The 19,330-nt window shown below is 66.7% G+C and carries 24 protein-coding genes and 1 pseudogene; 11 read left to right on the top strand and 14 right to left on the bottom strand.

Annotated features, from left to right (window positions below; translation table 11 throughout):
• Window positions 1-131 precede the first annotated feature (131 nt).
• A complete protein-coding gene (locus tag GXW78_RS27885; RefSeq protein ID WP_246522014.1) occupies window positions 132-1,295 on the top strand; it encodes a multidrug effflux MFS transporter in 1,164 nt (387 codons plus the stop codon).
• Window positions 1,296-1,897: 602 nt separating this feature from the next.
• Here the strand turns inward: GXW78_RS27885 and GXW78_RS27890 are convergent.
• Together GXW78_RS27890 and GXW78_RS09805 are read right to left on the bottom strand one after the other, a co-directional pair.
• Window positions 1,898-2,677 (bottom strand): annotated as a pseudogene (locus tag GXW78_RS27890) (recombinase family protein); the annotation flags it as partial.
• Window positions 2,674-3,036 carry a hypothetical protein gene (locus GXW78_RS09805; protein WP_211868312.1) on the bottom strand — a complete coding sequence of 121 codons (363 nt, stop codon included), beginning with the start codon at window positions 3,034-3,036 and terminating at the stop codon, window positions 2,674-2,676. The pseudogene GXW78_RS27890 and the gene GXW78_RS09805, both read right to left, overlap by 4 nt.
• 297 nt (window positions 3,037-3,333) lie before the next feature.
• On the opposite strand from GXW78_RS09805, the gene GXW78_RS09810 reads away from it, so the two are divergent.
• Both GXW78_RS09810 and GXW78_RS09815 read left to right on the top strand, forming a co-directional pair.
• Entirely contained in the window at window positions 3,334-3,546 is a 213-nt protein-coding gene (locus GXW78_RS09810; protein ID WP_211868314.1) for a hypothetical protein, read from the top strand.
• 510 nt (window positions 3,547-4,056) lie between these two features.
• Window positions 4,057-4,233 carry a hypothetical protein gene (locus GXW78_RS09815; protein ID WP_211868317.1) on the top strand — a complete coding sequence of 59 codons (177 nt, stop codon included), beginning with the start codon at window positions 4,057-4,059 and terminating at the stop codon, window positions 4,231-4,233.
• Between the two features lie 120 nt (window positions 4,234-4,353).
• Here GXW78_RS09815 and GXW78_RS09820 read toward each other — a convergent pair whose 3' ends face one another.
• Entirely contained in the window at window positions 4,354-4,515 is a 162-nt protein-coding gene (locus GXW78_RS09820; protein ID WP_211868319.1) for a hypothetical protein, read from the bottom strand.
• Between the two features lie 302 nt (window positions 4,516-4,817).
• Between GXW78_RS09820 and GXW78_RS09825 the strand changes: the two genes are divergently transcribed.
• Entirely contained in the window at window positions 4,818-5,465 is a 648-nt protein-coding gene (locus tag GXW78_RS09825) for a ParA family protein (RefSeq protein WP_338147720.1), read from the top strand.
• Entirely contained in the window at window positions 5,452-5,808 is a 357-nt protein-coding gene (locus GXW78_RS09830) for a hypothetical protein (RefSeq protein WP_211868323.1), read from the top strand. Before GXW78_RS09825 ends, GXW78_RS09830 begins: the two co-directional genes overlap by 14 nt.
• A 404-nt stretch (window positions 5,809-6,212) precedes the next feature.
• Here GXW78_RS09830 and GXW78_RS09835 read toward each other — a convergent pair whose 3' ends face one another.
• Both GXW78_RS09835 and GXW78_RS09840 read right to left on the bottom strand, forming a co-directional pair.
• Window positions 6,213-6,599 (bottom strand): hypothetical protein, encoded by a 387-nt coding sequence (locus GXW78_RS09835; protein WP_211868324.1) that lies wholly within the window; start codon window positions 6,597-6,599, stop codon window positions 6,213-6,215.
• Between the two features lie 26 nt (window positions 6,600-6,625).
• Window positions 6,626-6,946 carry a hypothetical protein gene (locus tag GXW78_RS09840; RefSeq protein ID WP_211868326.1) on the bottom strand — a complete coding sequence of 107 codons (321 nt, stop codon included), beginning with the start codon at window positions 6,944-6,946 and terminating at the stop codon, window positions 6,626-6,628.
• Window positions 6,947-7,390: 444 nt separating this feature from the next.
• Between GXW78_RS09840 and GXW78_RS28605 the strand changes: the two genes are divergently transcribed.
• Window positions 7,391-7,834, top strand: coding sequence for a cupin domain-containing protein (locus GXW78_RS28605; protein WP_211868328.1), 444 nt, complete (start codon window positions 7,391-7,393; stop codon window positions 7,832-7,834).
• A gap of 171 nt (window positions 7,835-8,005) precedes the next feature.
• Window positions 8,006-8,161 carry a hypothetical protein gene (locus GXW78_RS09850; RefSeq protein WP_211868330.1) on the top strand — a complete coding sequence of 52 codons (156 nt, stop codon included), beginning with the start codon at window positions 8,006-8,008 and terminating at the stop codon, window positions 8,159-8,161.
• Window positions 8,162-8,182: 21 nt separating this feature from the next.
• Here GXW78_RS09850 and GXW78_RS09855 read toward each other — a convergent pair whose 3' ends face one another.
• Window positions 8,183-8,464: a hypothetical protein gene (locus GXW78_RS09855; RefSeq protein WP_211868332.1), complete on the bottom strand. Its 282-nt coding sequence runs from the start codon at window positions 8,462-8,464 to the stop codon at window positions 8,183-8,185.
• 291 nt (window positions 8,465-8,755) lie between these two features.
• Window positions 8,756-9,337: a hypothetical protein gene (locus GXW78_RS09860; protein ID WP_211868334.1), complete on the bottom strand. Its 582-nt coding sequence runs from the start codon at window positions 9,335-9,337 to the stop codon at window positions 8,756-8,758.
• A gap of 1,702 nt (window positions 9,338-11,039) precedes the next feature.
• Here GXW78_RS09860 and GXW78_RS09865 point away from each other — a divergent pair.
• Window positions 11,040-11,396, top strand: coding sequence for a hypothetical protein (locus GXW78_RS09865; RefSeq protein WP_211868336.1), 357 nt, complete (start codon window positions 11,040-11,042; stop codon window positions 11,394-11,396).
• 970 nt (window positions 11,397-12,366) lie between these two features.
• On the opposite strand, the gene GXW78_RS09870 is transcribed toward GXW78_RS09865, so the two are convergent.
• The 3 genes from GXW78_RS09870 to GXW78_RS09875 all read right to left on the bottom strand — a co-directional run bounded on the left by GXW78_RS09870 (window position 12,367) and on the right by GXW78_RS09875 (window position 13,656).
• A complete protein-coding gene (locus GXW78_RS09870; RefSeq protein ID WP_211868338.1) occupies window positions 12,367-12,591 on the bottom strand; it encodes a hypothetical protein in 225 nt (74 codons plus the stop codon).
• 589 nt (window positions 12,592-13,180) lie between these two features.
• Window positions 13,181-13,303, bottom strand: coding sequence for a hypothetical protein (locus GXW78_RS28270; protein ID WP_272876822.1), 123 nt, complete (start codon window positions 13,301-13,303; stop codon window positions 13,181-13,183).
• A gap of 68 nt (window positions 13,304-13,371) precedes the next feature.
• Window positions 13,372-13,656, bottom strand: a complete 285-nt coding sequence (locus GXW78_RS09875; RefSeq protein WP_211868340.1) for a hypothetical protein — start codon at window positions 13,654-13,656, stop codon at window positions 13,372-13,374.
• 200 nt (window positions 13,657-13,856) lie between these two features.
• On the opposite strand from GXW78_RS09875, the gene GXW78_RS09880 reads away from it, so the two are divergent.
• Both GXW78_RS09880 and GXW78_RS09885 read left to right on the top strand, forming a co-directional pair.
• Entirely contained in the window at window positions 13,857-14,039 is a 183-nt protein-coding gene (locus tag GXW78_RS09880) for a hypothetical protein (protein ID WP_211868342.1), read from the top strand.
• A 606-nt stretch (window positions 14,040-14,645) separates the two neighbouring features.
• Window positions 14,646-14,873: a site-specific integrase gene (locus GXW78_RS09885; protein WP_211868344.1), complete on the top strand. Its 228-nt coding sequence runs from the start codon at window positions 14,646-14,648 to the stop codon at window positions 14,871-14,873.
• Here GXW78_RS09885 and GXW78_RS09890 read toward each other — a convergent pair.
• Complete coding sequence (locus GXW78_RS09890; RefSeq protein WP_211868346.1) at window positions 14,870-15,547, bottom strand: hypothetical protein; 678 nt, start codon at window positions 15,545-15,547, stop codon at window positions 14,870-14,872. The two genes, GXW78_RS09885 and GXW78_RS09890, sit on opposite strands and share 4 nt — an antisense overlap.
• A 770-nt stretch (window positions 15,548-16,317) precedes the next feature.
• On the opposite strand from GXW78_RS09890, the gene GXW78_RS09895 reads away from it, so the two are divergent.
• Window positions 16,318-16,500 (top strand): hypothetical protein, encoded by a 183-nt coding sequence (locus GXW78_RS09895; protein WP_211868347.1) that lies wholly within the window; start codon window positions 16,318-16,320, stop codon window positions 16,498-16,500.
• A 5-nt stretch (window positions 16,501-16,505) separates the two neighbouring features.
• On the opposite strand, the gene GXW78_RS09900 is transcribed toward GXW78_RS09895, so the two are convergent.
• The 3 genes from GXW78_RS09900 to GXW78_RS09910 form a co-directional block, all read right to left on the bottom strand.
• Window positions 16,506-16,967 carry a DUF6766 family protein gene (locus GXW78_RS09900; RefSeq protein ID WP_211868348.1) on the bottom strand — a complete coding sequence of 154 codons (462 nt, stop codon included), beginning with the start codon at window positions 16,965-16,967 and terminating at the stop codon, window positions 16,506-16,508.
• Window positions 16,968-17,172: 205 nt separating this feature from the next.
• Window positions 17,173-18,348: a zinc-dependent alcohol dehydrogenase gene (locus GXW78_RS09905; protein ID WP_211868349.1), complete on the bottom strand. Its 1,176-nt coding sequence runs from the start codon at window positions 18,346-18,348 to the stop codon at window positions 17,173-17,175.
• Complete coding sequence (locus GXW78_RS09910) at window positions 18,345-18,974, bottom strand: hypothetical protein (protein WP_211868350.1); 630 nt, start codon at window positions 18,972-18,974, stop codon at window positions 18,345-18,347. Before GXW78_RS09910 ends, GXW78_RS09905 begins: the two co-directional genes overlap by 4 nt.
• Between the last annotated feature and the right edge of the window lie 356 nt (window positions 18,975-19,330).

Below are 19,330 nucleotides of genomic sequence, written 5' to 3' on the forward strand. Positions count from 1 at the left end.
GCCGGTCCGGGGATCAGGGAAACGACGTCCAGGAAAGGTTGGGATCAGCCATCGGGTGCCGCGCGGCGTCCGCCTTGCACGTGACGCAAGGCCGGCGCCCGCCCGGTGGCCCGCACCCGAACGGAGTCCTCATGCCGGCCTGGCTACCGCTGCTGCTCGGCTTCCTGACCGCGGTCGGACCGATCTCGACCGACATGTACCTGCCCGCCTTCCCGGCGATCGAGGCGGAGCTCGGTACCGCGCGCGGCAGCGTCGAGATCACCCTCGCCGCCTGGTTCGTCGGCCTGGCCATCGGCCAGCTCGTCCAGGGCACGCTCGCCGACCGGCTCGGCCGCCGCCGGCCGCTGCTGATCGGCACCGCGATCTACACCATCGCTTCCGCCGGCTGCGCCATGGCGACCGACATGCCGACCCTCGCCTTCTGGCGCTGCGTCGCCGCCTTCGGTGGCGCGGCCAGCGCCGTCATCCCGCGCGCCATGGTCCGCGACCTCGCGGACGGCCTCGGCGCCGCGCGGCTGATGTCCAAGCTCATGCTGGTCATGGGCGCGGCCCCGATCCTGGCACCGAGCCTCGGCGGCCTTCTCCTCGGCGCCGGCGGCTGGCGCACGATCTTCTGGTTCGGCGTGGCCTATGGTGGCCTGTCCTGCCTGCTAGCCTGGCGCCTGCTCCCGGAAACCCTGCCGCCGGAGTTCCGCGCCCGCCGCTCCTTCGTGGCGCTGCTGGCCGATTTCATCCAGATCGCCCGCGAGCGTAGCTTCATCACCCACTCCCTGATGGGCGCGGCCGCCATGTTCTCTGTCTTCGCCTTCATCGGCGGGGCCCCCGGCGTCTACATCGAGCAATTCGGCGTCAACCCGACCTATTTCGGGCTGCTCTTCGCCATCAGCGCGACGGGCTTCATCGCCGCCTCCCAGCTCAACCCGTTCCTGCTGAACCGGTTCGGCGCCGAGCGCGTCCCCGCCTACGCCCTGCGCGCATCCGCCGTGGCCGTTGCCGTGCTGGTCACCGCCGCCGTCTCCGGTATCGGCGGGCTGCTCGGCATCTTCATCCCGGCCGCCGTCGCGATCGCCGTCATGGGCCTCGTCTTCCCCAACGCCGCGGTCGGCGCACTGTCGCGCCACCCGGCCCGGGCCGGCAGCGCCTCGGCATTGCTCGGCACGCTGCAATTCAGTTGCGCGGCACTGGGCAGCGCACTGGTGGGGGCGCTGGCCGATGGCACGCCGCGGCCGATGGCATTGCTGATGGTGGCCGGGACGGCGGTCGCGCTGGCAGCGGAGAGGCTGCGGCCGCGGTGACGCGGCTGATTCGGCCAACGGAGATCGGAGGGGCGCTGCCCCCTCATAGTCCCCTTTACCGAACCGCTGGATACGGCGTTGATGAGACTGCGGCTAGTCTCATCGGCGCCGTTCGCGAAGGCCCCGCCCGCCTGGAGCATGGCCATGAGGTGCCCGACCAACTCGATGCCGGGCGGATCGTCCGGCCCATCGCCGGGGGTGATGATGACCTTGTCGATCAGGGCACGGGCGGCTTCCAGGACCTCCGTGCCCTTGCCGGCCTGGAGACCTGACTGGAGCTGCGCGACCTTCGCGGCGTAGACCTGCGCGAGGTTCGGCATGAGGGCCGGCGGCGAGGCCGGTTCGGTGGACGCCATCGTTACCAACTCGTCGCGGCGGGCCTCGAGGTCGGACAGCTTCTTCATGACCCCGGCAGCCTTGAGCCCGTCGGAGATCGCCTCAACCAGGTTCTCGATCTTGCGCTCGACGGCCTGGAGTTCGCGCCGACGCATCTCGGCGCCCGCGGAGGCTTCGGCCGACAGCCGGTTCCATTCCGCGATGAACGCCTTGCAGAACGCCTCGACCAGATCCGGCCGCATCAGCCGCCGGGCCAACGCATCGAGCACCCGCGCCTCGAGCGTCACGCGGCGGACCGTCTGGCGGTTTCGGCAGCCCTGCCCCGCGCGGGCCGCGAGACAGGCCAGGTAGTCCCGCCCCACCGCCGAGAACGCCTTCCCGCAGCAACCGCAGAACACCTTGCCGCTGAGGAGGTGCTTCGGTCGCCGCTGGTCCCAGAAGGAGTTGCCGCGGTTCTGCTCGACCGGCGACGCCTCCTTGGCGAGGCGGGCCTGCGCCTGCCGCCAGAGTTCGTCGTCGATGATCCGCAGCGTTTCCACCGGCGTCTCGACCATGGCCTTCTTGGGATGGATGCGCCTGACCCAGCCACCGCGGACGGGATCGCGTCGGCGACTGGTCCGGTTCCAGACCTGGACCCCGGCATAGAGCGGGTTGCGCAACAGGCCATTCTCGCGGCCCGGCCGCCCGCGGATCGTCCAGTCATGCCAGGGCCGGCCCTCGGGGCCGGGGACGCCTTCGGCGTTGAGCGCTCGGGCGATGGCCAACGGGCTGGCGCCGCCGACATAGTCGCGAAAGATCCGCCGCACGACGACCGCGCAGGCCTCATCCACCTCGCGCAGCCCGCGCAGCGGCTCCCCATCCGGGCCGAACTGGCGGATGGCGCGATACCCATAGGCCAAACGACCGGTCCCGAACCCCTGCCGCGCGCGACCTTCCAAACCGCGATGGGTCTTCTGCGCCAGGTCCTTGAGATACAGCGCCCCCATCGTGCCCTTGAGCCCGACATGGAGTTCGGAGATCTCACCCTCGGCCACCCGGCGCATCATGACGCCGTGACCGGGATGATCGCTGGAGCCGTGTCGGCCGGATCGTGGTTGTAGGCCGCCCCGCCACGAACCGGCGCAATGGCGAACGCCTGGCGGTAATCCTCTATAGTCGCCCCCTCGACCTGGTGTTGGACGACGAAGGCAACCGCTGGCCTGTCGTAGCAGGCGGGGTGCGCCTTGCTGACGGGCGGGGCGTTCGCGTCGAAACCGACCGCCACCCCGATAAGCTGGTCGAAGCACTGCGCTGGTCGATCGAGGAAGGCGCCGCTAATCCCCTTCGCCCCGGCCGACATGGTGAAGGCCCGCCCGAGTGTCTGGGAATCGGTGAAGGGCGCCGAGCACGAGAAAGAGCGCACCATTGGCACGGTAGCCCCGCACCCGCTGGTAGACCCGCAGCGGAACCAACTGCGCGGCTTCGCCGGCTTCGTCCGTGCCCGGTATCGACGGAGCGCAGGCAGGGGGCGCTGGCCCTTCGCCCTGCTCCCGGCCAGCAACGGCCGCGCAGTGCTGGAGGCGATCACGGGACCGCTCGCGGTCTAGGAGCGCCTGTCGCCGGCAAGCGCCGCGACGGCGGAGAAGGTACGGCCCGAGGCAACGCAGCCGCAGGAAGCTCCTCGCCCACGGCCCGAACCTCCCGCCCCCGAATCCCTGATCAGATGACTTACCTGATCGCCCAGGCCGCTACCTACGACTGCGGCCCCTTCTGCCCCGGCTCGGTCGTTGGGTCTTCCGCATCGGCCGGCACCGGATCCTTCGGCAGGATCTTCTTGCTGGGATCGGTCAGCGAGGGCGGATCGCTGGCCGGGAAGGAATCATCGAGTTGGTCATCGAGCGGCGTGATGATCTTCCGGGTATCGGACTTCGGCTAGGGTGCCTCGGTCATGGTGGCGGCTCCTCTCCTGGCTGAGCGAAACTAACCGCCGGCCGCCGGAATGGTTGCGGTGCGTCGCCAGAGCGCCGCGCGATTGAAGAGAATGCCAATTGGCAGAATTTTAGCGGATGTTCGCCAAGAGGCGTGGGCGGATTCCTCGCGAGAATGATGGTTATCGCGACTGATGACCGCAATCGGACCAAAGGGTGAGTGAGCCTATCACCGCCGCCGTCGGGGCGCGGGCATGGGCGCCAGGACAAGGGACCAGGGCATGCGTAGGCCAGCAGCAGGCAATACGGGTGGCGCGGTGCGCGGCGCGGGTGGCATGGGACAGACGCGCGCGTGCGCAGACGCCCGCGAAGCCGCAAGGGTGGGGGCGGCGCTCCGGAGGGGGGCGGGAGCGGACGACCTCCCGGCCGACGATGACGCCCCCGTAATCAACCGGGTGTGGATGCAGGAAGGCCGGCGGCGTGTGCCGCTCGCGCTGGCTGATGTGCAGATCGGCGCCATGACGCTGACCTTCGGCGTGGCGATGCTGCGGGGCGGCCGGTGGGAGCTGCGCCCGCCCCTGTCGCCCGATCGGCTGGAGCCCGGCGTTGATATGCCCGCGCCGGACAAGGCCCGCCTGGTCGCTGCCATCATCGTCCGCGTGAAAGCCGACCTCGCGCCCAACGCCCGGAAGTGATGAGGAAGTGATGATTCCGGGAATTGGTGCCCGGCTTCATCACGGCGCCGCCGGGTTTCGCAGCACCCTACGCAGACGCGCGAGGGATTTGCCCGCCGTACGCGCAGCCCCGCGCGGGGCTCAGCCTTCCTTGGCCGGCTTCTCGAGCCGATCAAGTAGGGCAATGACCGAATGAAACCCCTGCATGTCCTGCCCGGCGGCGTGGCGGATCTGGGCAGGTGCGACCTCCGCCTGATGATCGGCGGGGGACAGCGGAGGACGGACGCAAGCTGTTTCCGGCATTGAGGTCTCCTTCTGCGCCAAGGTTTCACAGATCCGTGCGGATATCTACCCTGGGTTTAGTAATAGAAACCAAAGCCCGGTGGCGAGTGCGACGCCTAAGACGAGCAACAGGGCTTCCAGAACCCAATCCATGCCCTCACAACGCAGTATCGAGGCGCCGGATGCGCTGGCGCCCGCAAGGTTCATCCCCCAGCCGAATTGGTAATTCGCCCATCGCGGCCATTGCCAATCAGACGGGAGCCGGGGCTTAGTGCGGCCAATGTGAGAGAGAGGCCGCGCCGATGCCGCCGCAAATCCTGGCCGTGGGGAACCTGAAAGGCGGGACTGGTAAAACGACGCTGGCGGTCAACCTGGCCGCCGAGCTGGCGGGAAAGCGCAAGGTGCATCTGGTTGATGCCGACGCGCAGGAATCCGCTACCGAGTGGTTCCAACTGGATGGCGGGTTGCCCTTCACCTGCGAAGCCCTTCCCCTGGACGACCCCGGCGAGGCCGCGGGCTGGATTGCGCGCATCACCACTAACCCGGCCGACCTAGTCGTTGTGGATCTTCCGCCGCACACGGGAGCGGCGACCGCGGCGGCGCTGATCCTGGCCGACCTGTTCCTTGTGCCGATCGGCCCCTCCACCCTGGACATACGGGCCGCGGCGAAGGCGTTGGACATGCTGACCGAGGCGCGGGAGGCCCGCGAGGACGGGAAACCGGCGGCGCTGCTGATCCTTTCCAAGGTGGACCGGCGCACGGCCGCCGGGCGCGAGATCGAGGCGGCGTTGCATGAGATGGGCGAGCCTGTCGGCCCCATGGTCGGGCTGCGCTCCGCCTTCGTGGATGCCGCGTCGGGGGGAAGCTGGATCGGCGCCTATGCGCCCCGCTCCGTCGCGCACCAGGAAATCGCGACCCTCGCGGCCGTCGCCGCCCGCATTCTGAAAGGCAAGAAACATGGCACCGCCTAAGCGCCCGTCCCTGGTCGGAGCCATGAAGGCGGCGAAGGATGCCGCCGGGCGCACCGCGCAGCCGCCCGAGGCAGCCCCGGTCGCTTCACAGCCTTCACCAGCCGCCGAGACGCCCGCGCCGCTGGCGGCCCCTCCAGGCCCCGCAAAACGCGACCGCAGCCTGTCGGATCGCAGCGCCACCACGGCCCTGCACATTCCCCGCGAGCAACTGCACCTGTTGCGCCTGGTGGCCGTGGCGCGGGCGAACCGGGAAGGCGGCGGGCGGCCGAGCGTGTCCAACGTCCTGCGCGAGCTGATCGAGGCGAACCGGGCGGCGCTCGAGCGCGAGGCCGCCGGCGGGTAGCTGGCGGCCGTTATGGGGCGATAGAAAATGGCGCTGCGGTTGCTGGCGCTCGGGCTTCTAGTCCCGGGATACCCCGGCGGCGCGCGGCCGGCCGCGCTGGAAGCCGCCCGCATGACCGCCGAAATCCGCCCCTTCCCGCAGGCCCTCGATATCTCGGCCCGCCCCGATCCTGACGAGCTGGCCGAAGGTGGGGGCGCTCGGGGGCCCGTCCTACGCACACCGCGGCGCGTTGATTGACTGTTAGCCCGGCGGGCATGTTTGCGTGCTGCGGATGGCCGGGCATCCCCTCGACGGTTCAGGCTTCGGCGCACCGGGGACGATCACGTACCTGATCAACTTGTGGCTCGACCACCAATGCCTGCCACCGTGGATCAGGTTGGCGGCTGCGGCGAGGGGTTAGTGGGCTACCGGCGGCCACGCCACCCCCAGCGCCGGATTGCGGAGGCAGCGATCGGAACGACTAGCGGGGCGGCCCCGGTCACCAGCCCTAGCGGAACCTCCTTCCTGGCAGCCATCAGCGCTTGCTGCCGCACCTGCCGTGCTTCCTCAGCAATCGGATCACGACGGCGGGCCAGGACGATGAAGCCTCCCGCGACCACGATATCGATAGCAGCGACTATCCCGACGGCAGCTGCAAAGTTGAAATGCTGGCCCAGCAAGGCTGCGAGCGCGACGTGAAGGGCAATGAGCGCCGCTACCGCGAACACCGCTCCGGCGGCCAGCCATGCCGCGGATACGGCGGCTGCGGCTGCTTTCCTTCGCACGTAGATGGCTTGAGCCTCGGCCGCCACGGAGAGCAACCGAAGCGGGCGCATCGTCAGCCGCGCAGCAAAAGGCCGAGGGTTATACTGCCGAAGAATGCGGTGCAGAGGGCCGCTAGCGGCTGATCGCGGATCGTGATTCCCGCATGGCGCACCAACGCTTCGGCTTGGTCCGCAGCAGGCCGCAGGCGCGCGGCGGCGGTGCGGCGCGCCACTAGGCTCTCGACCTGTTCGCGAAGTGCGGCGACCTCAGCAGCAAGCACGCCGGGCGATGGCGCGGCCAACTCAAGAAGCGTGTCCTTTGCTTTCTCGTGCTCCTTGAGGGCAGCATCCACGCTTTCCGCCAGGTCGGTAGCGCCGTTCGTGGTCGAATTCATGGTCCCCTCGCTACGGCCGCCACAACGGTATTGGCCGGCTTCCGGCGAGGACGCCCTCGCCGGTCGCGTATGCCCAAAGACACCCGTCCCCTCGTGTTGCATTCCCAGGGACGGCTGCCACGGTCGCAGCGCAGCAGCTCCCGTCTCGCTGTAACGCGGCCGAAGCCACTTGCGATGCGCCAACACCAGCCGGTGAGCGTGCAGGTGCGAAAGCCGCGTTTACGCCGCCTTCAACGCGCGGAAGGCTGCCTTTGGCTCCCGATCGAGGATCACCAGCAGCGCGCGGGCTGCGGGGTCGAGCTTGGTTGCGGTGCTGTTCCCAATTGCGCACCGTCGCGACCGGAACGCCGATCGCACCGCCGGTGGCTCAGGCGTAAAGTGCGGGCGCGGGAGGTAATTGACCGCGCTGGAGGGGGGCGTCGTGCCGATCATTACTCCAGACAGATGACCCTTGAACAAAACGGCGATGATGGCCCCTGTGGTGCCTCGGAGGTGCGTTGGATCGGTGATCCCGGCGGGCTGACTCAGTTCGGGGTTCTCGAGGAACGTCTAGCTCCTGGCTCAAGGTCTGCCCTGAAGCACTGGCACATGGCGGAAGACGAGATGGTCTACGTCTTGTCTGGGGAGGTAACCGTCGTGGAGGGAGATGTGGCGACCAGCCTTCGGCCGGGCGATGCGGCGACATTCCCCGCTGGTCTCGCAGTCGGGCACTGCGTGGAGAACCGGTCGTCGGCCCCTTGCCGTTATCTCGTTGTAGGGACCCGAGCCGACACCGACATAATCACTTACCCTGACAGCGGGAAGCGATGCGTCCGGTTGAGGTGTTTGGATGGGGACTTGTGGATCGACACGTCAGGGAAGCCCACTGAGTCGCCCTATCGCGACTAACGCCGAACCGATGCCTGCCCAACAGGACTGCGCAGCCCACTCAACCCTCAGGCGGATCGGTGGCCTGGTTGCGAGGTGGCAGTTGAGCGCATCTGCGATGACGGCCGCGAGTACGTAGAGGCAACTGCCCATCGGCCGCGGCGTTGCGGCTCGACACATTAGGGGGCGTCTATGCCTAGTCCCGAAAAGCAGCTGCCGCCGGATGCCCGCGACGCGACGACGCGCATGCGGCAGGGCAAGACGCTCGGCGTGATGCGCTGGGTTCTGGGCGCATCGCTTCTGATGGTGGTGGTGGGATTCCTGGTCGCGTTCGTGATCGCGCGATAGCTTCGGCTGCCTGGCGTGGATCTAAGCGAGCCGCGAGAGCCCTGAGGAAAACCATCCCTCCCAGCCGTCCACCTGCAGCGTCACCGTCTTTCCTACCAGTTGCCCGGGCTTCCCGGTCTGATGCGCGATGTAGGCGCGGAAGTACCGCGTATCCGCGATCCTATGGACCCGGAAGCAGTAGCCCTTATCCCCGTACTCCTGGCGGGCCCGCGCTGCTGCCATGTCGCGAGCTGCGGCTTCCAGGGCGGCGTCTTCCGCCGCGCGCCGCGTCTTCGCGCCGGGGTCGCTAATCCTGCTGCTCATGGGAATGCCCGTACTTGGTGATCCATCGCGCGGAAGCTAACGACGATCCGGCGGGCAGGTTTGCTGATCGCGCAAAAGAGAAGCCCGCCGCGCAGGGGGGGGGCGCGCGGCGGGCAGATAGGATGGGGGGAACCCTTGCCCTCGCGGGGCTAATTGAGGAACGGATTGATGAAGTCGCGGGTTTCGGCATCCCGCAGTAGTGACCGTGGGATCTAATGAACCGCCGCGGCTCATCCGCCAGAAAGCGCCCAGAAAACGGATGCGCCGGCCATTGCCAGGCAGGCGAGATATTCAGCTGCGGCGCGAGCGAAACTGCTGTTTGGCCGAGACTGAGTCATTGAGACGCTTTCCGGCCAGTCGCGCTGCGCTTCCACGAGGATCGAGGGCGGTAACTTCCCGCGGGCAGCAACCGGATATTGCCGATGCAGAGGATATGGCATTGCCGGACGGTATGAGCGCCCTTGCCGCAGCATTCTCGCGCGTGCTCGGTGAACGTCCTGATCCCGCAGGGTACGACGGGCGTTTGACCGGCAATATCTGCGCATGGATGCCTCCGCGCGCACAAACGCTGGGAGCATCAAGCGGTTGCCAACTCATGCTATAGAATTGGTGGTTCGCATAATCCGCAATATGGCGATCCAGCCTCTGGTCGTGGAAGGCGTCGCGCTTCGGCGGCATGAGGATATCCGAGAAGCTGGCGGCTTCCTCGCGGGTGAGGTTCAGGACGATATCCAGGCCGACCGCCGTCATGATGTGCAGGACCGCGGCGCCGTCGCTGTAGTGCGTGACGCTGACGCTGCGCGGCTGATCGAGCGCGAAGCGCCGGTCGATCTTGGTCGGGGCGCTCTCGCGTTGCGCCGGGGGCTTGCTCATGCGGGCCTCCGCTTGTCGGCGGGTTGGCGGTGCCTGACGCCGCCGTGCGGGCACCCGGAACCGCTGGCCGCGATCAAGGCTGCGATCGCCGAGGCGGGTTTGGTGCAAGCGTGGTCGGGGGCGTTGCAGTAGGAGGCCGGCTCCAGAATCTGCGATTCACTAGCCGCAGGAGGAGCATCTCTGGTGCCCGTCATCACGCCGGCCCACCACGCTATTGCATAAGCGCTGCCGAGGAATGCGAGCACCCGGACGGAACGCGCCGCCTAGTTGCCTCCCTCCGCCCGTTGAATTGCTCGGTCGCCGGGGCCAACGAGTATGCGAAGGCACAGTCCGGGGCTATCTCCCGACTCGATTGTCCGCGCGCGCGCCTCATGCCAAGCGCGCGCCAGGGTTTCGGGCGAGATCAGCGCGCCGGCAGCCGGGATGCTGCGCCAGTTCGGAGCGCGCCGATCTACTTCCCTCCGCACCATGATGGCCGCTCCTTCACACGAATCCCACGCGCCGGTGCGGAAAAAGCTAAGTGGGGACAGCAAGATCAGTAGGACCGTGTAAACGTAGCTCATTACTGGCTCCCGCTTCCGTAAAAACTATCCCGAATCATTGGGAAAGCCAGCCTTTCACATCATCCACGCCGGCGCTCAAAGCACCGCGGCGATGACGGCGGACCAGATCAGCGGCCAGAACTCCAGTGGGAGGCGCATGCGGCTTCAACGAGCGCGGAGTGCTGCAGGTCTCACCGCTTTGGTCCGCCCGTTGCTCCCCGCGACGAGCGGCTTTTTTTACCAGCAGCTGGCCGGGTTCCGCCGGTGACCCACAGCGTTACTGAGCCTCCGCGGTCTCGTGGCCGAAAATCGCGGCGACACTAGCCCAAACACTATCGTCACCCTGTCCAACGGGGGGCGCGTGGTTCAACGACGCTTCCTGGTACCTCTGCTCAGACCAAAGCAAACTACTGACATACGCCACCGATAGGAGCATTGCGATCAGTAGGCTGGCTGCCAAAGCGCTCCATTCTGGGGGGCGGTTCAGGAGCCGCACGCTTTTGCCTCCCAGAGAAAACGAAGCGAGGCGAGGGCTCGTCCGTTTGAGGCCCAATGCGGAAAACCGCGACTTGGGAACTTCAGGAAACGGGCAGGTGCTTAGCGCGGTCATTCCCAGTGCGCTCTCGATCTCCTCGCATCGGATCTTAGCTGCGCGGAACTTCGCCTCGGCGGCTTGCAGTGCGCGCGCGGCAACATCCAACTCCACGCACGCACGATGGTATGCGTCCCGCAATTCCGTCATTCACCACGCCCCCCAGCACTTGTTTGTATTTTGGGTAATCACGAAAGCGATGGTTAGACCGACAGCTGCGCGGCAGTCACGCATAAAGACGGGGAGCAAAGGGTTCGCCTGCGCCTTCTGAAGCTACCGGCATGTGGCCGCCATGGCGGCGGGGCGGCAGCTGAGGCGCTCCGCCGCCCAGCAAAAAGCCCGCCGAGCGCAAGTCGGCGGGCAAGTTGGACTGTCCGTCACGATCCCTGGTTCGGGTGACCGCGCGGTCCGGGCAGGTTGGCAGAGCAGCCACGCCCCGCCTAGCCCTCGCCCAGGTCCGCCTGCGTCAGCAGACGCGCTGATCATGCAGGCGGACTTGGCGATAAAGGGCCGCCCAGCCAGCCTTGCCCGCCCCCTCTCTCCGGTCCATCTCCAGTCTATGCGATGGATGGTGCGCTACGTCGCTTACTGCTGGGCCGGCACGCTCGGGCTACTCGCCGTGGTGTGGGCTGTCACCGGCTTTCAGTCACTCGGCGTCGAGGGCCATGCCCGTATTGCCCTTATCCTCGGCATCCTATTCACCACAGGCGTGGCTTCGGTGCTGATAGCGCTGGTGTTCCACAACTCTCGCAGCGGCAAGGACGAGGAATTCTATGTACGGGTTCCGACGGCGCCCCTCCTAAACGTGAGTTGCCCGCACCATCCGCCGCACATACGGCGCCTGCATGAAATTAGCGGGTATCGCATTGCTGCTCCTGTTGGCGGTGGTCGCCGCGGCGATAGTCAGCCTATGGCCGCACGATGAGGGCAGGCCATCGGTGGCCACCGCGGACCGCCCGTTTGATCCCTACGAAGGGTACGACCGGACTCGGTTCTGATCTGGTTTTCGAGCGCGACCGGGCCGGGTGGGCCGCTGTCGGCGCAGTCCTGACGCCCGCGGAGGAGGCCCGGGCGCAGCGTGGCGACGGTGGGGCTACCGCAGGGAATGAAGACAGCGGCGAGAGCGGCACCCAATAGCAGCCGACGCAAATCCAGTAGGCGCTGTGTTCCATCGCGGTTCTCCACGGGTAATGTGGGTTTGGCCAAGTCGGCGAGGCACTAATCAGGACGGAGCCAGGGGCACACGGCGCGCTTTTCGTCCCGCTGTCGATTCTATTCGACGGTATGCCGAGAAGGTGCACGCATGACACTACATCAGCACAAAGAAAAAACCCGCCAGTCATCTCTGGCGGGTGAGTCTGATACCGTGAAACATCACGTCACTAGCGATCGAACGTCGGCACTCTACCTCGCCGGCGACTGCCGTCGCGTCAAATCTTCCGGCAAGGATGAAGGGGCGTGCAGGGGGCCGATTGGCGGAGGATGGGGAAAAGTGCGCCCGCCAGCGGGGGCAAATGCTGGCGGGCTGCTGGTTGAGATGGCCTCGAAAGGGGACGAGGCACCAGCAAACTGGACGATTTGGAACCACCGCGAAATAACCCAGGTTAACGCGGCTTAGGCGGTGATGCGAACCTCAAGGGGCGTGGCGCGTTCTTCATGTGCCCCCTGTGGGCATATAGCTTGGCAGAACTCTGCCCGCCGCTGTCCGATCGCTGCCAGAGCGGCGGGGCGCCTTTTTTGTCAGGCGCAACAAAAAGCCCGCCGAGCGGATGAGGCCGGCGGGCAAGTTGGTTGTCCGTGACGGTCACCGGGCTTGGTAACCATGCGGTTCCAGCACCTTGCCCAATTGGGAGAACGGCGCCTAGTCCCCATGGGTTGTCCATGGCCGCAGACGATCAAACTTTTACGGACACAACGATCGATTTCCCTAGCAGCACGCCCGGATTCCCATCCTCATAGGCGATGTATGCTCGAAAACGGCGAGTTCCTTCGATCCGGGCCAGCTGCAGGCAAACACCCCCCTCCCCGTATTCCTCGCGCGCAGCTTCGTTTGCAAGACGGCGGGCCTCGATTTCAAGGTGGTAGTCGGCGTCATCGCGCGGAGCGTTGCGCATGAGCATCAAAACGCCGAAGGCTCGCGCCCGTTGTCGCATTAAACCTCGGGCGGCCTTGGAACTCTGCCCGTTGCAGGCTTCAGCTCCTTTCGCCGATGCGCCTCGAGGGTTGCTAGAATTTCCTGCACGCTGTCCAGGGCCCGATGAAGCTGCGCTCCGCTTTCACCGTCCGCGACAAGGCGGCGTAGAACGTCCTGGTGCCGCAGCAGCTCGAACTCCAGTTCGGATACGGTTTTCACTGCGCCCTCCTCCCGTCGGAACGGTCCGCAGCTAGCGGTCAAACGCTGGAGGCCGGCCAAAGGGGCTGAGGTTCGCAAGAGGGTGATATGCCCGGGAAAGAAAAGCCCGCCGAGCGGTGGAGGCCGGCGGGCAAGTTTGGACTGACCGTCCCGGTCCCGGGTACGGGTGACCGCGCGGTTCGGTGAGGTTGGCAGAGCGGCGGCGGGCTGCCTAGGCCGGCTCCTTCGCCTCAGGGCTGCCTTCCGGCACCGGCTGCAGGCACACTTGAGCGATGCGCTGGAGCGCTCGGGCGAATGCGTGGTGGAACTCAGGATCGCTGCCGCGGAGGATGTTCGTCTCGGCGGTCGCAGCGATGTCACGCAGTTCGGTCGCAGTCCATCCGCGCGGCAACACCCCCCTCGCGCTCCAGGTGCCCGGTGAGCCGCGTCAGCAGCGTCACCGAGACCATGCCGAGGATCTTCGCGTCGATCTTTTCCATGGTGCTCCTAGACGACCACGTGCGGCCGCGCAGCACGATACAGGACAGAAGGCGATAACTCGACGGCCTTACCGCAGCAGTACCAATCGTATCCTGCCCGGCGCGCCCTGCGCTTCGTCGAACCGGTAGTCGCGGCCGGCCAGATCCCGCTCGGCCACGGCGCGAAGCCACGCGGCATACTCATCGTAAATACTCGCTCGCGGGCTCTCTCCACTCATTGCGGCGGTTGGATCGTGCCCGCGGAAGTAGCCGAGCCGGTTCGCTTTCGCGGGGTTCGCGGTAAAGTCGGCAGCCTTCTGCTCGATCGCGCGAACGAGCGCACTGGCCTCTTGATCACCCTGTGTCATCGCCATCAGCAGTCTGATCGAGACTGCCCAACGCGGAGCGTCGACGAGCAGTTTGGAGGCAAACGCAGCATCCCCCTTCACAATCCCTGGCAGCGGCGGCCGGTGGCCCGATGCTATCAACGTGATGTTTCAGTCGCTGGCCGCAAGCGAACTTCTGCGCATCCGCGGGGTTGTTCTTTCGCGATAACCCCACGGAGGACCAACACATGAGCCAGAACCAGAATCAGAGCCCCAACCAGAATCCTGACCAGAACCAGCGCGACAAGAATCAGCAGCAGGGCGGGCAGCGTCAGGACGAGCAACGGCAGCAGACGCAGGACAAGCCCGGCCAGCAGAACGACGAGAAGAACAAGAACCAGAACGAGCGGGAGCAGCAGCAGCGCCGTTAGTCGCCGTTTACAACGGCAAGATCGGGCAAGGCGCGGGGGGTCTCCCGCGCCTTGTTCGCGTTTGGAGCTCGGTTAGCGGCCGACCTACCTGGTGGCGGCTGCCGCGTCTTGTGCCGGCACCGCGCGCGGCGACCAGGGAGACGGCCCGGCCGGCACGCAGCCGCAGCGCTCATCGCCGGGCGTGACTGTCGGTTGCCCGGGCGGGCAGCCGCGCGCATCCTGTTGCCTCGCCCCGCAGGCGGCGCCGAGCACCCGCACCAGCAGCATAGCCACACGCGCCCTCGTCTCGCCGGCCGTGCCGTTGTTCGAGCGGATTCAAGCGGAGCCGCCCGCCCATGCCAAACGGCTGATGACTCGCCGAGCTGGTCGGACTGAATGTCGAGGATCTGATCGAGACGCCAGACGGGCTGCGGATGCGGATCGCGCACTCCAAGAGCGACCAGGAATGCAGCGCGCAGGAAATCGCCATCCCCGCCGTCAGCCGCATCCACCCCATGGAGGCGGTGAAGGCATGCCTCGCCGCGGCCTGCATCGAGGAAGGCCCAATTTTCGCCGAATCAGCAAGGCCGATCGTGTGCTGGAGGCCGGCTAACCGGCGAGGCTGTCGTGCTGGTGGTGAAGCAGCACGCGCAGGCTGCTGGCCTCGACCCCGCCGCCTTCGCCGGGCACAGCCTGCGCAGCGGCTTCCCGACCTCCAGCGCCGAGCGCGGCGCGTCGCTGTTCAAGCTGATGGAGGTGCCCCCCACACCCTGCGCGGCTACGTGCGCCGCGCAGAGCTTTTCTAGGATCACGCAGGCGCCGGGTTTCTTTGAACCGGCGCCCAGCGCGTCCTAGCGACGGCGGGGTAACTCGTTCTCTGGCCGTGCGCCGCTGATGTTCGTGCCGGCGATGTCATCGACCGCACGGCTGGCCATGGTGCCGGGCGGATTGCCCGGCGCACCATCCGGGGGCGACCCGGAAACGGCCATCTCACGATCGACGTAGCCGCTCCACCCCGCTGCCCGATAGTCGGACTCCCGCGTCACGGTGTTCACGGGGGCATGGGACGCAAGAATGTCTGCCGCACGCGCAATCCGCGCGGCCTCTGCCCGGACGGTGACGATGGTACCGCCGCGGCTTACGCCTTCTGCATACACATGCGCCTCACGCTCATCGACGCCAGAGCCAGTCAATGAACCGATGATCCCGCCGGTCGCCCCGCCAGCGGCGGCGCCGGCCAGAGCCGTCGCAAGCCATCCCGCTGCGACCAGGGGCCCGATGCCAGGGATGGCCATTACCCCAATCCCGGCTAGGAGGCCCGCGCCGCCCCCGATAACCCCGCCGACAGATGCGCCGACGCCTGCTCCGCTCGTGCCATCATCCACGACTTCCGTGGTGCCTACGCTTTCGGGGCGTTTCGCGACGATGCTGACCTCGTTTGCAGTGAAGCCCGCGGCTTCCAGATCGCGAACCGCGGCGGTAGCCGCCGCATGAGTGTCAAACAGCCAAGTCCGGGTTTGCATAGGCATGACCAATCCCTTGCGTTGCCGACGCAGCGCGATGGCGGCGTCGGTCTGTTTCGTGTTCGGCGATCAGCGAGCGGGTGGCGTTGCTGCCCGCGGCGTACCACCCGGCTGCGCCGGGGCCGGCGTGGACGGCGCGACGGTCGCGGGCGGCGCGGTCGTACCGCCGCTTGCAAGCGCGATCCTTCCACGGAAGTCCATCGCCAGTTCTACTGCCGCTCCATTCCGCATCCCGCGGCCGCGCCAGATCCCTGCATCATCTTTGCGGAGGCCATCTATGCCAGTGAACCCGGCTGCTTCGAACCGTCCGCGCGCTTGGCCTTCAGTGAAGCTGTTTGCGCCCTGCTCCAGTGCCGACAGCGCGACGATCTCGGGCCGGTCATCGGTCCGTTCCGCACGGCCGTCCGTCGCGCGTTCGTTGCCGCGAGATGGAGCCGCTGCAGGCGGCGCGGACGGGGACACTGTGGAGGGCGTTGTCGGCGCCGGGGAAGTTTGAGCGAGCGTTGGGCTTGCGAGAGCCGCCGAGCCCAACAGAGCGCTGGCTAGGAGAGTGGCACGCATGGCATTTCTTCCCTGCTTGAGGAAATGCCGACAGTGCTCGACGGCGGGAGGCCTTCAGCAACTGTCGGTCGAAGCGCGAACGCCAACGATTAGCGACAGGTTGCGCGCTCGAGCAGCGGGGGTCCCTTGCTCGGCGCCGTTCCTTCCTGGCCTTTTCAACGGAAACGTTCAGCCACACTGCGACGTTACGGGGCTAACCTTGAGGGAGAGCCGCCATGCCCGCTAAGCGCGAGCTGATCGATACCGGCAGCCAGAAGCGCTATGTGCGCCGCGACGACAAAGGGCGCTTCAAGGAAGTCGACGATGTTGGCCGCTCTCTCTCAGCCGACCGCCGGAAGAAAGCAAAGACGGTCGCGAAGCCTGGCCAGGGCGATAAGGGTGATCGCAAGGTCCACTAGGTCCCTCAGGGGCGCCGCAACGTGTCCTGGTGCGCGTGTGGCTGCGGATGGCCCCCCGGTCCGAAGGTACCGCTCGTCGATCTCCGCGATGATGGCGGCGCCCTTCTCCTGCCAACCAACCGCACCAGCGCGTCGATCTTCGCCTCCATGCGATCATCGTTCTCCTTTGAGGAGGGAGAGCCGATGTACAGAAAGTAGGCGAGGCCGACGACCTGCCACAGCAATTGCAGAAACTCAGACTGCCAGTTCTCGAAGGTGTCCCGAGCCATCTCAACGAGATAGCCATTGATGTCAGGCGACGCGCCGTGTTGCGCCTGGTCGTTCAGGTAGGCCTTCCATCCGAACCACCAGTGCAGCCCGAAGGACACGAGGAAGAACGCCAGGGTGATCCATGCATAGGCGTAGCGTTTGAACCAGCCGCTCGGCGTCGTCGCAGGACCGACCGTGCTTTCGTCGCGACCGCTCATCTTGGCGCTCCTAAGCCCGGCGAGACCTGTTCCTCTAGCGACAAAACGCTCCCGCGCCGCGGGGGTTTTCCCCCTGCGGCATCAGCAACTCGGCCCTGTCGGCACCCGTCTTATGCACCGGGTGAAACGACGGGATCGTGTGTCAGCTTTGGCGCCAGCAGACAGGGGCGAAGCAGCCACAAAACATCAGCGCCCGACACGCGCCTTAGCCGTGCGGCCGCATCACCACCTTGATGCAACCGTCCTTCTTGTCCCGGAAAGTGTCATACATCTCAGGACCGTCATCGAGTGACGCCAAGCGGTGCGTGATGATGACCGAAGGATCGAGCTCGCCCCTTTCGATGCGATCGAGCAGGGGCTTCATGTACCGCAACATGTGGGTCTGCCCGGTCCGCAGGATGAGACCTTTGTTCATGAGGGCGCCAAACGCCACTGGCACCGAGCCCATGTAAACGCCCGGGACCGACAGGACCGTCCCTGGGCGACAGGCAAGGATCGCTGCATTCAAGGCGAACGGTCGTTCGACTGACGCCGTGTGCGAGGCCACAAACGATGCCGCCTTCTGCATCATTGTTTGCTGGCCATGGCTTTCCATTCCGACTGCCTCGATGACAGCGTCAGGGCCTAAGCCCCGAGTGAGCTGGAGGATCCGCTCCTGCACCTCCTCCTCGCCGTCGTCGATCGTCTCCGCACCCAGCTTACGCGCGAGCGCTAGGCGCTCCGGCACCGCGTCGATCGCGATGACCCGTTCTGCGCCCAGAAGGAACGCTGACATGATAGCGAAGAGACCCACGGGGCCGCAGCCAAAAACGACGATGATGTTACCCGGCTGGATGTCGCAATTTTCGGCCGCCATGTAGCCCGTGGGCAGGATGTCTGACAGGAACAGCAATTGATCGTCCGGGACACCCGCCGGTACCTTTAGCGGCCCGACATCAGCAAACGGGACACGAAGATATTCCGCCTGGCCGCCGCTGTAGCCACCCGTAAGGTGGCTGTAACCGAACATGCCCGCCGTCGGATAGCCCAGTGACTGCGCCTGCTCGCTGGCGTTCGGGTTGGTCGTTTCACACAACGACCACTGCCCGGCCTGGCAGTACCGGCATGCACCGCAGCAGATGGTGAAGGGCACAATCACCCGATCGCCGGGCTTGAGCTTCTTGTTGTCGCGGCCGACCTCGACGACCTCGCCCATGCACTCGTGGCCGAGGATATCGCCACTCTCCATCCGCGGAACGAAGCCGCCGTACAAGTGGAGGTCCGAGCCGCAGATGGCGCAGGAGGTCACTCGGATGATCGCATCGCGGCCGTCCTTGATCTCGGGGTCGGGGACGGTCTCGCAGCGGATGTCGCCGCGCCCGTGCCAAGTGAGGGCCTTCATGAGGAGACTCCTACCCGCCGCGTGACGGCGCGCTGCACGGCCATGTCACGATCCCCCTGAACTGCGCCGAGTACCGCCGCCGCGGCACCGATCAACAGCGTGGCAAACATCCAGAAGGCCGAAATGGCGGCGGCCGTCGCGGCGGCGTCGGCAGCCTCGCGGGCCCGCTGCTCGGCCTGCTGGGCCGCCTCTCGTGCCTGCCGTTCATAGGCGGTGATGCGCTGATCGGCCTCGGCGGTAGAGATCCCGGCTTCCGCCGCGGTCAGGGCCGCCAGGCGATCCCGCTGGCCGGCAGCGAAGGAACCATCGGCCACGCGACGTCCGACGATAGCGGTGATCTCGGCGGCGCGCTGCTCTGTGGTCATGGTGCCGACGTCATTGGGAGCCGATAGCGCGGAACGGACCCGCTGCGTCAGCGCATTGGGATCGACCTGCTGGGTCGCCGCGCCGGCGGCGGCCCCGGCACCCCGCAGCGCGCCGCCGAGGATGTTGCCCGCCGCATTCGTCGCGACGGTCGCCGAACCGGCGGCGGCCATGCCTGCAAGCAGCGCGGAGACGGCAACGGCAACGCCCCACACGCCCAGGCCATGCAGCGCGCTGTCCCGGCGATCGGTGTTCCCGGACACCCGTTCGTCGCTTCGGCCGTTCTCGTATGGACGTCCTGATTGAACTTCGGCCTGTTGATTGTCCGGCTGAGCGTCGAGTGGATGGCCGGTCTGCTTCGAGGCCTTGCGGCCCTCTCGTCCAACGGGCGAGCGCCGCGGCGCGGAGATTTGTCCCGTGCGGCATTGCAACCCGGCTCACGTAAAGAGCCGTTTCCTTCGCCCCGGCCGCACAAGGAGGTTCCCGTGTCAGCTTTGACGCAGCCCGACGCTACTGGTTCGGATCGCGCGGCAAGGTCGGAGCAGCCCACAAAGCGCCACGTGTTCACACGGCGCGCGACCTGGGCCTGGTGCCAGGCGGGCAGCGCCAAGACCGTTGC

It is taken from the genome of Neoroseomonas terrae (genome assembly GCF_018129025.1).
GTDB lineage: Bacteria > Pseudomonadota > Alphaproteobacteria > Acetobacterales > Acetobacteraceae > Neoroseomonas > Neoroseomonas terrae.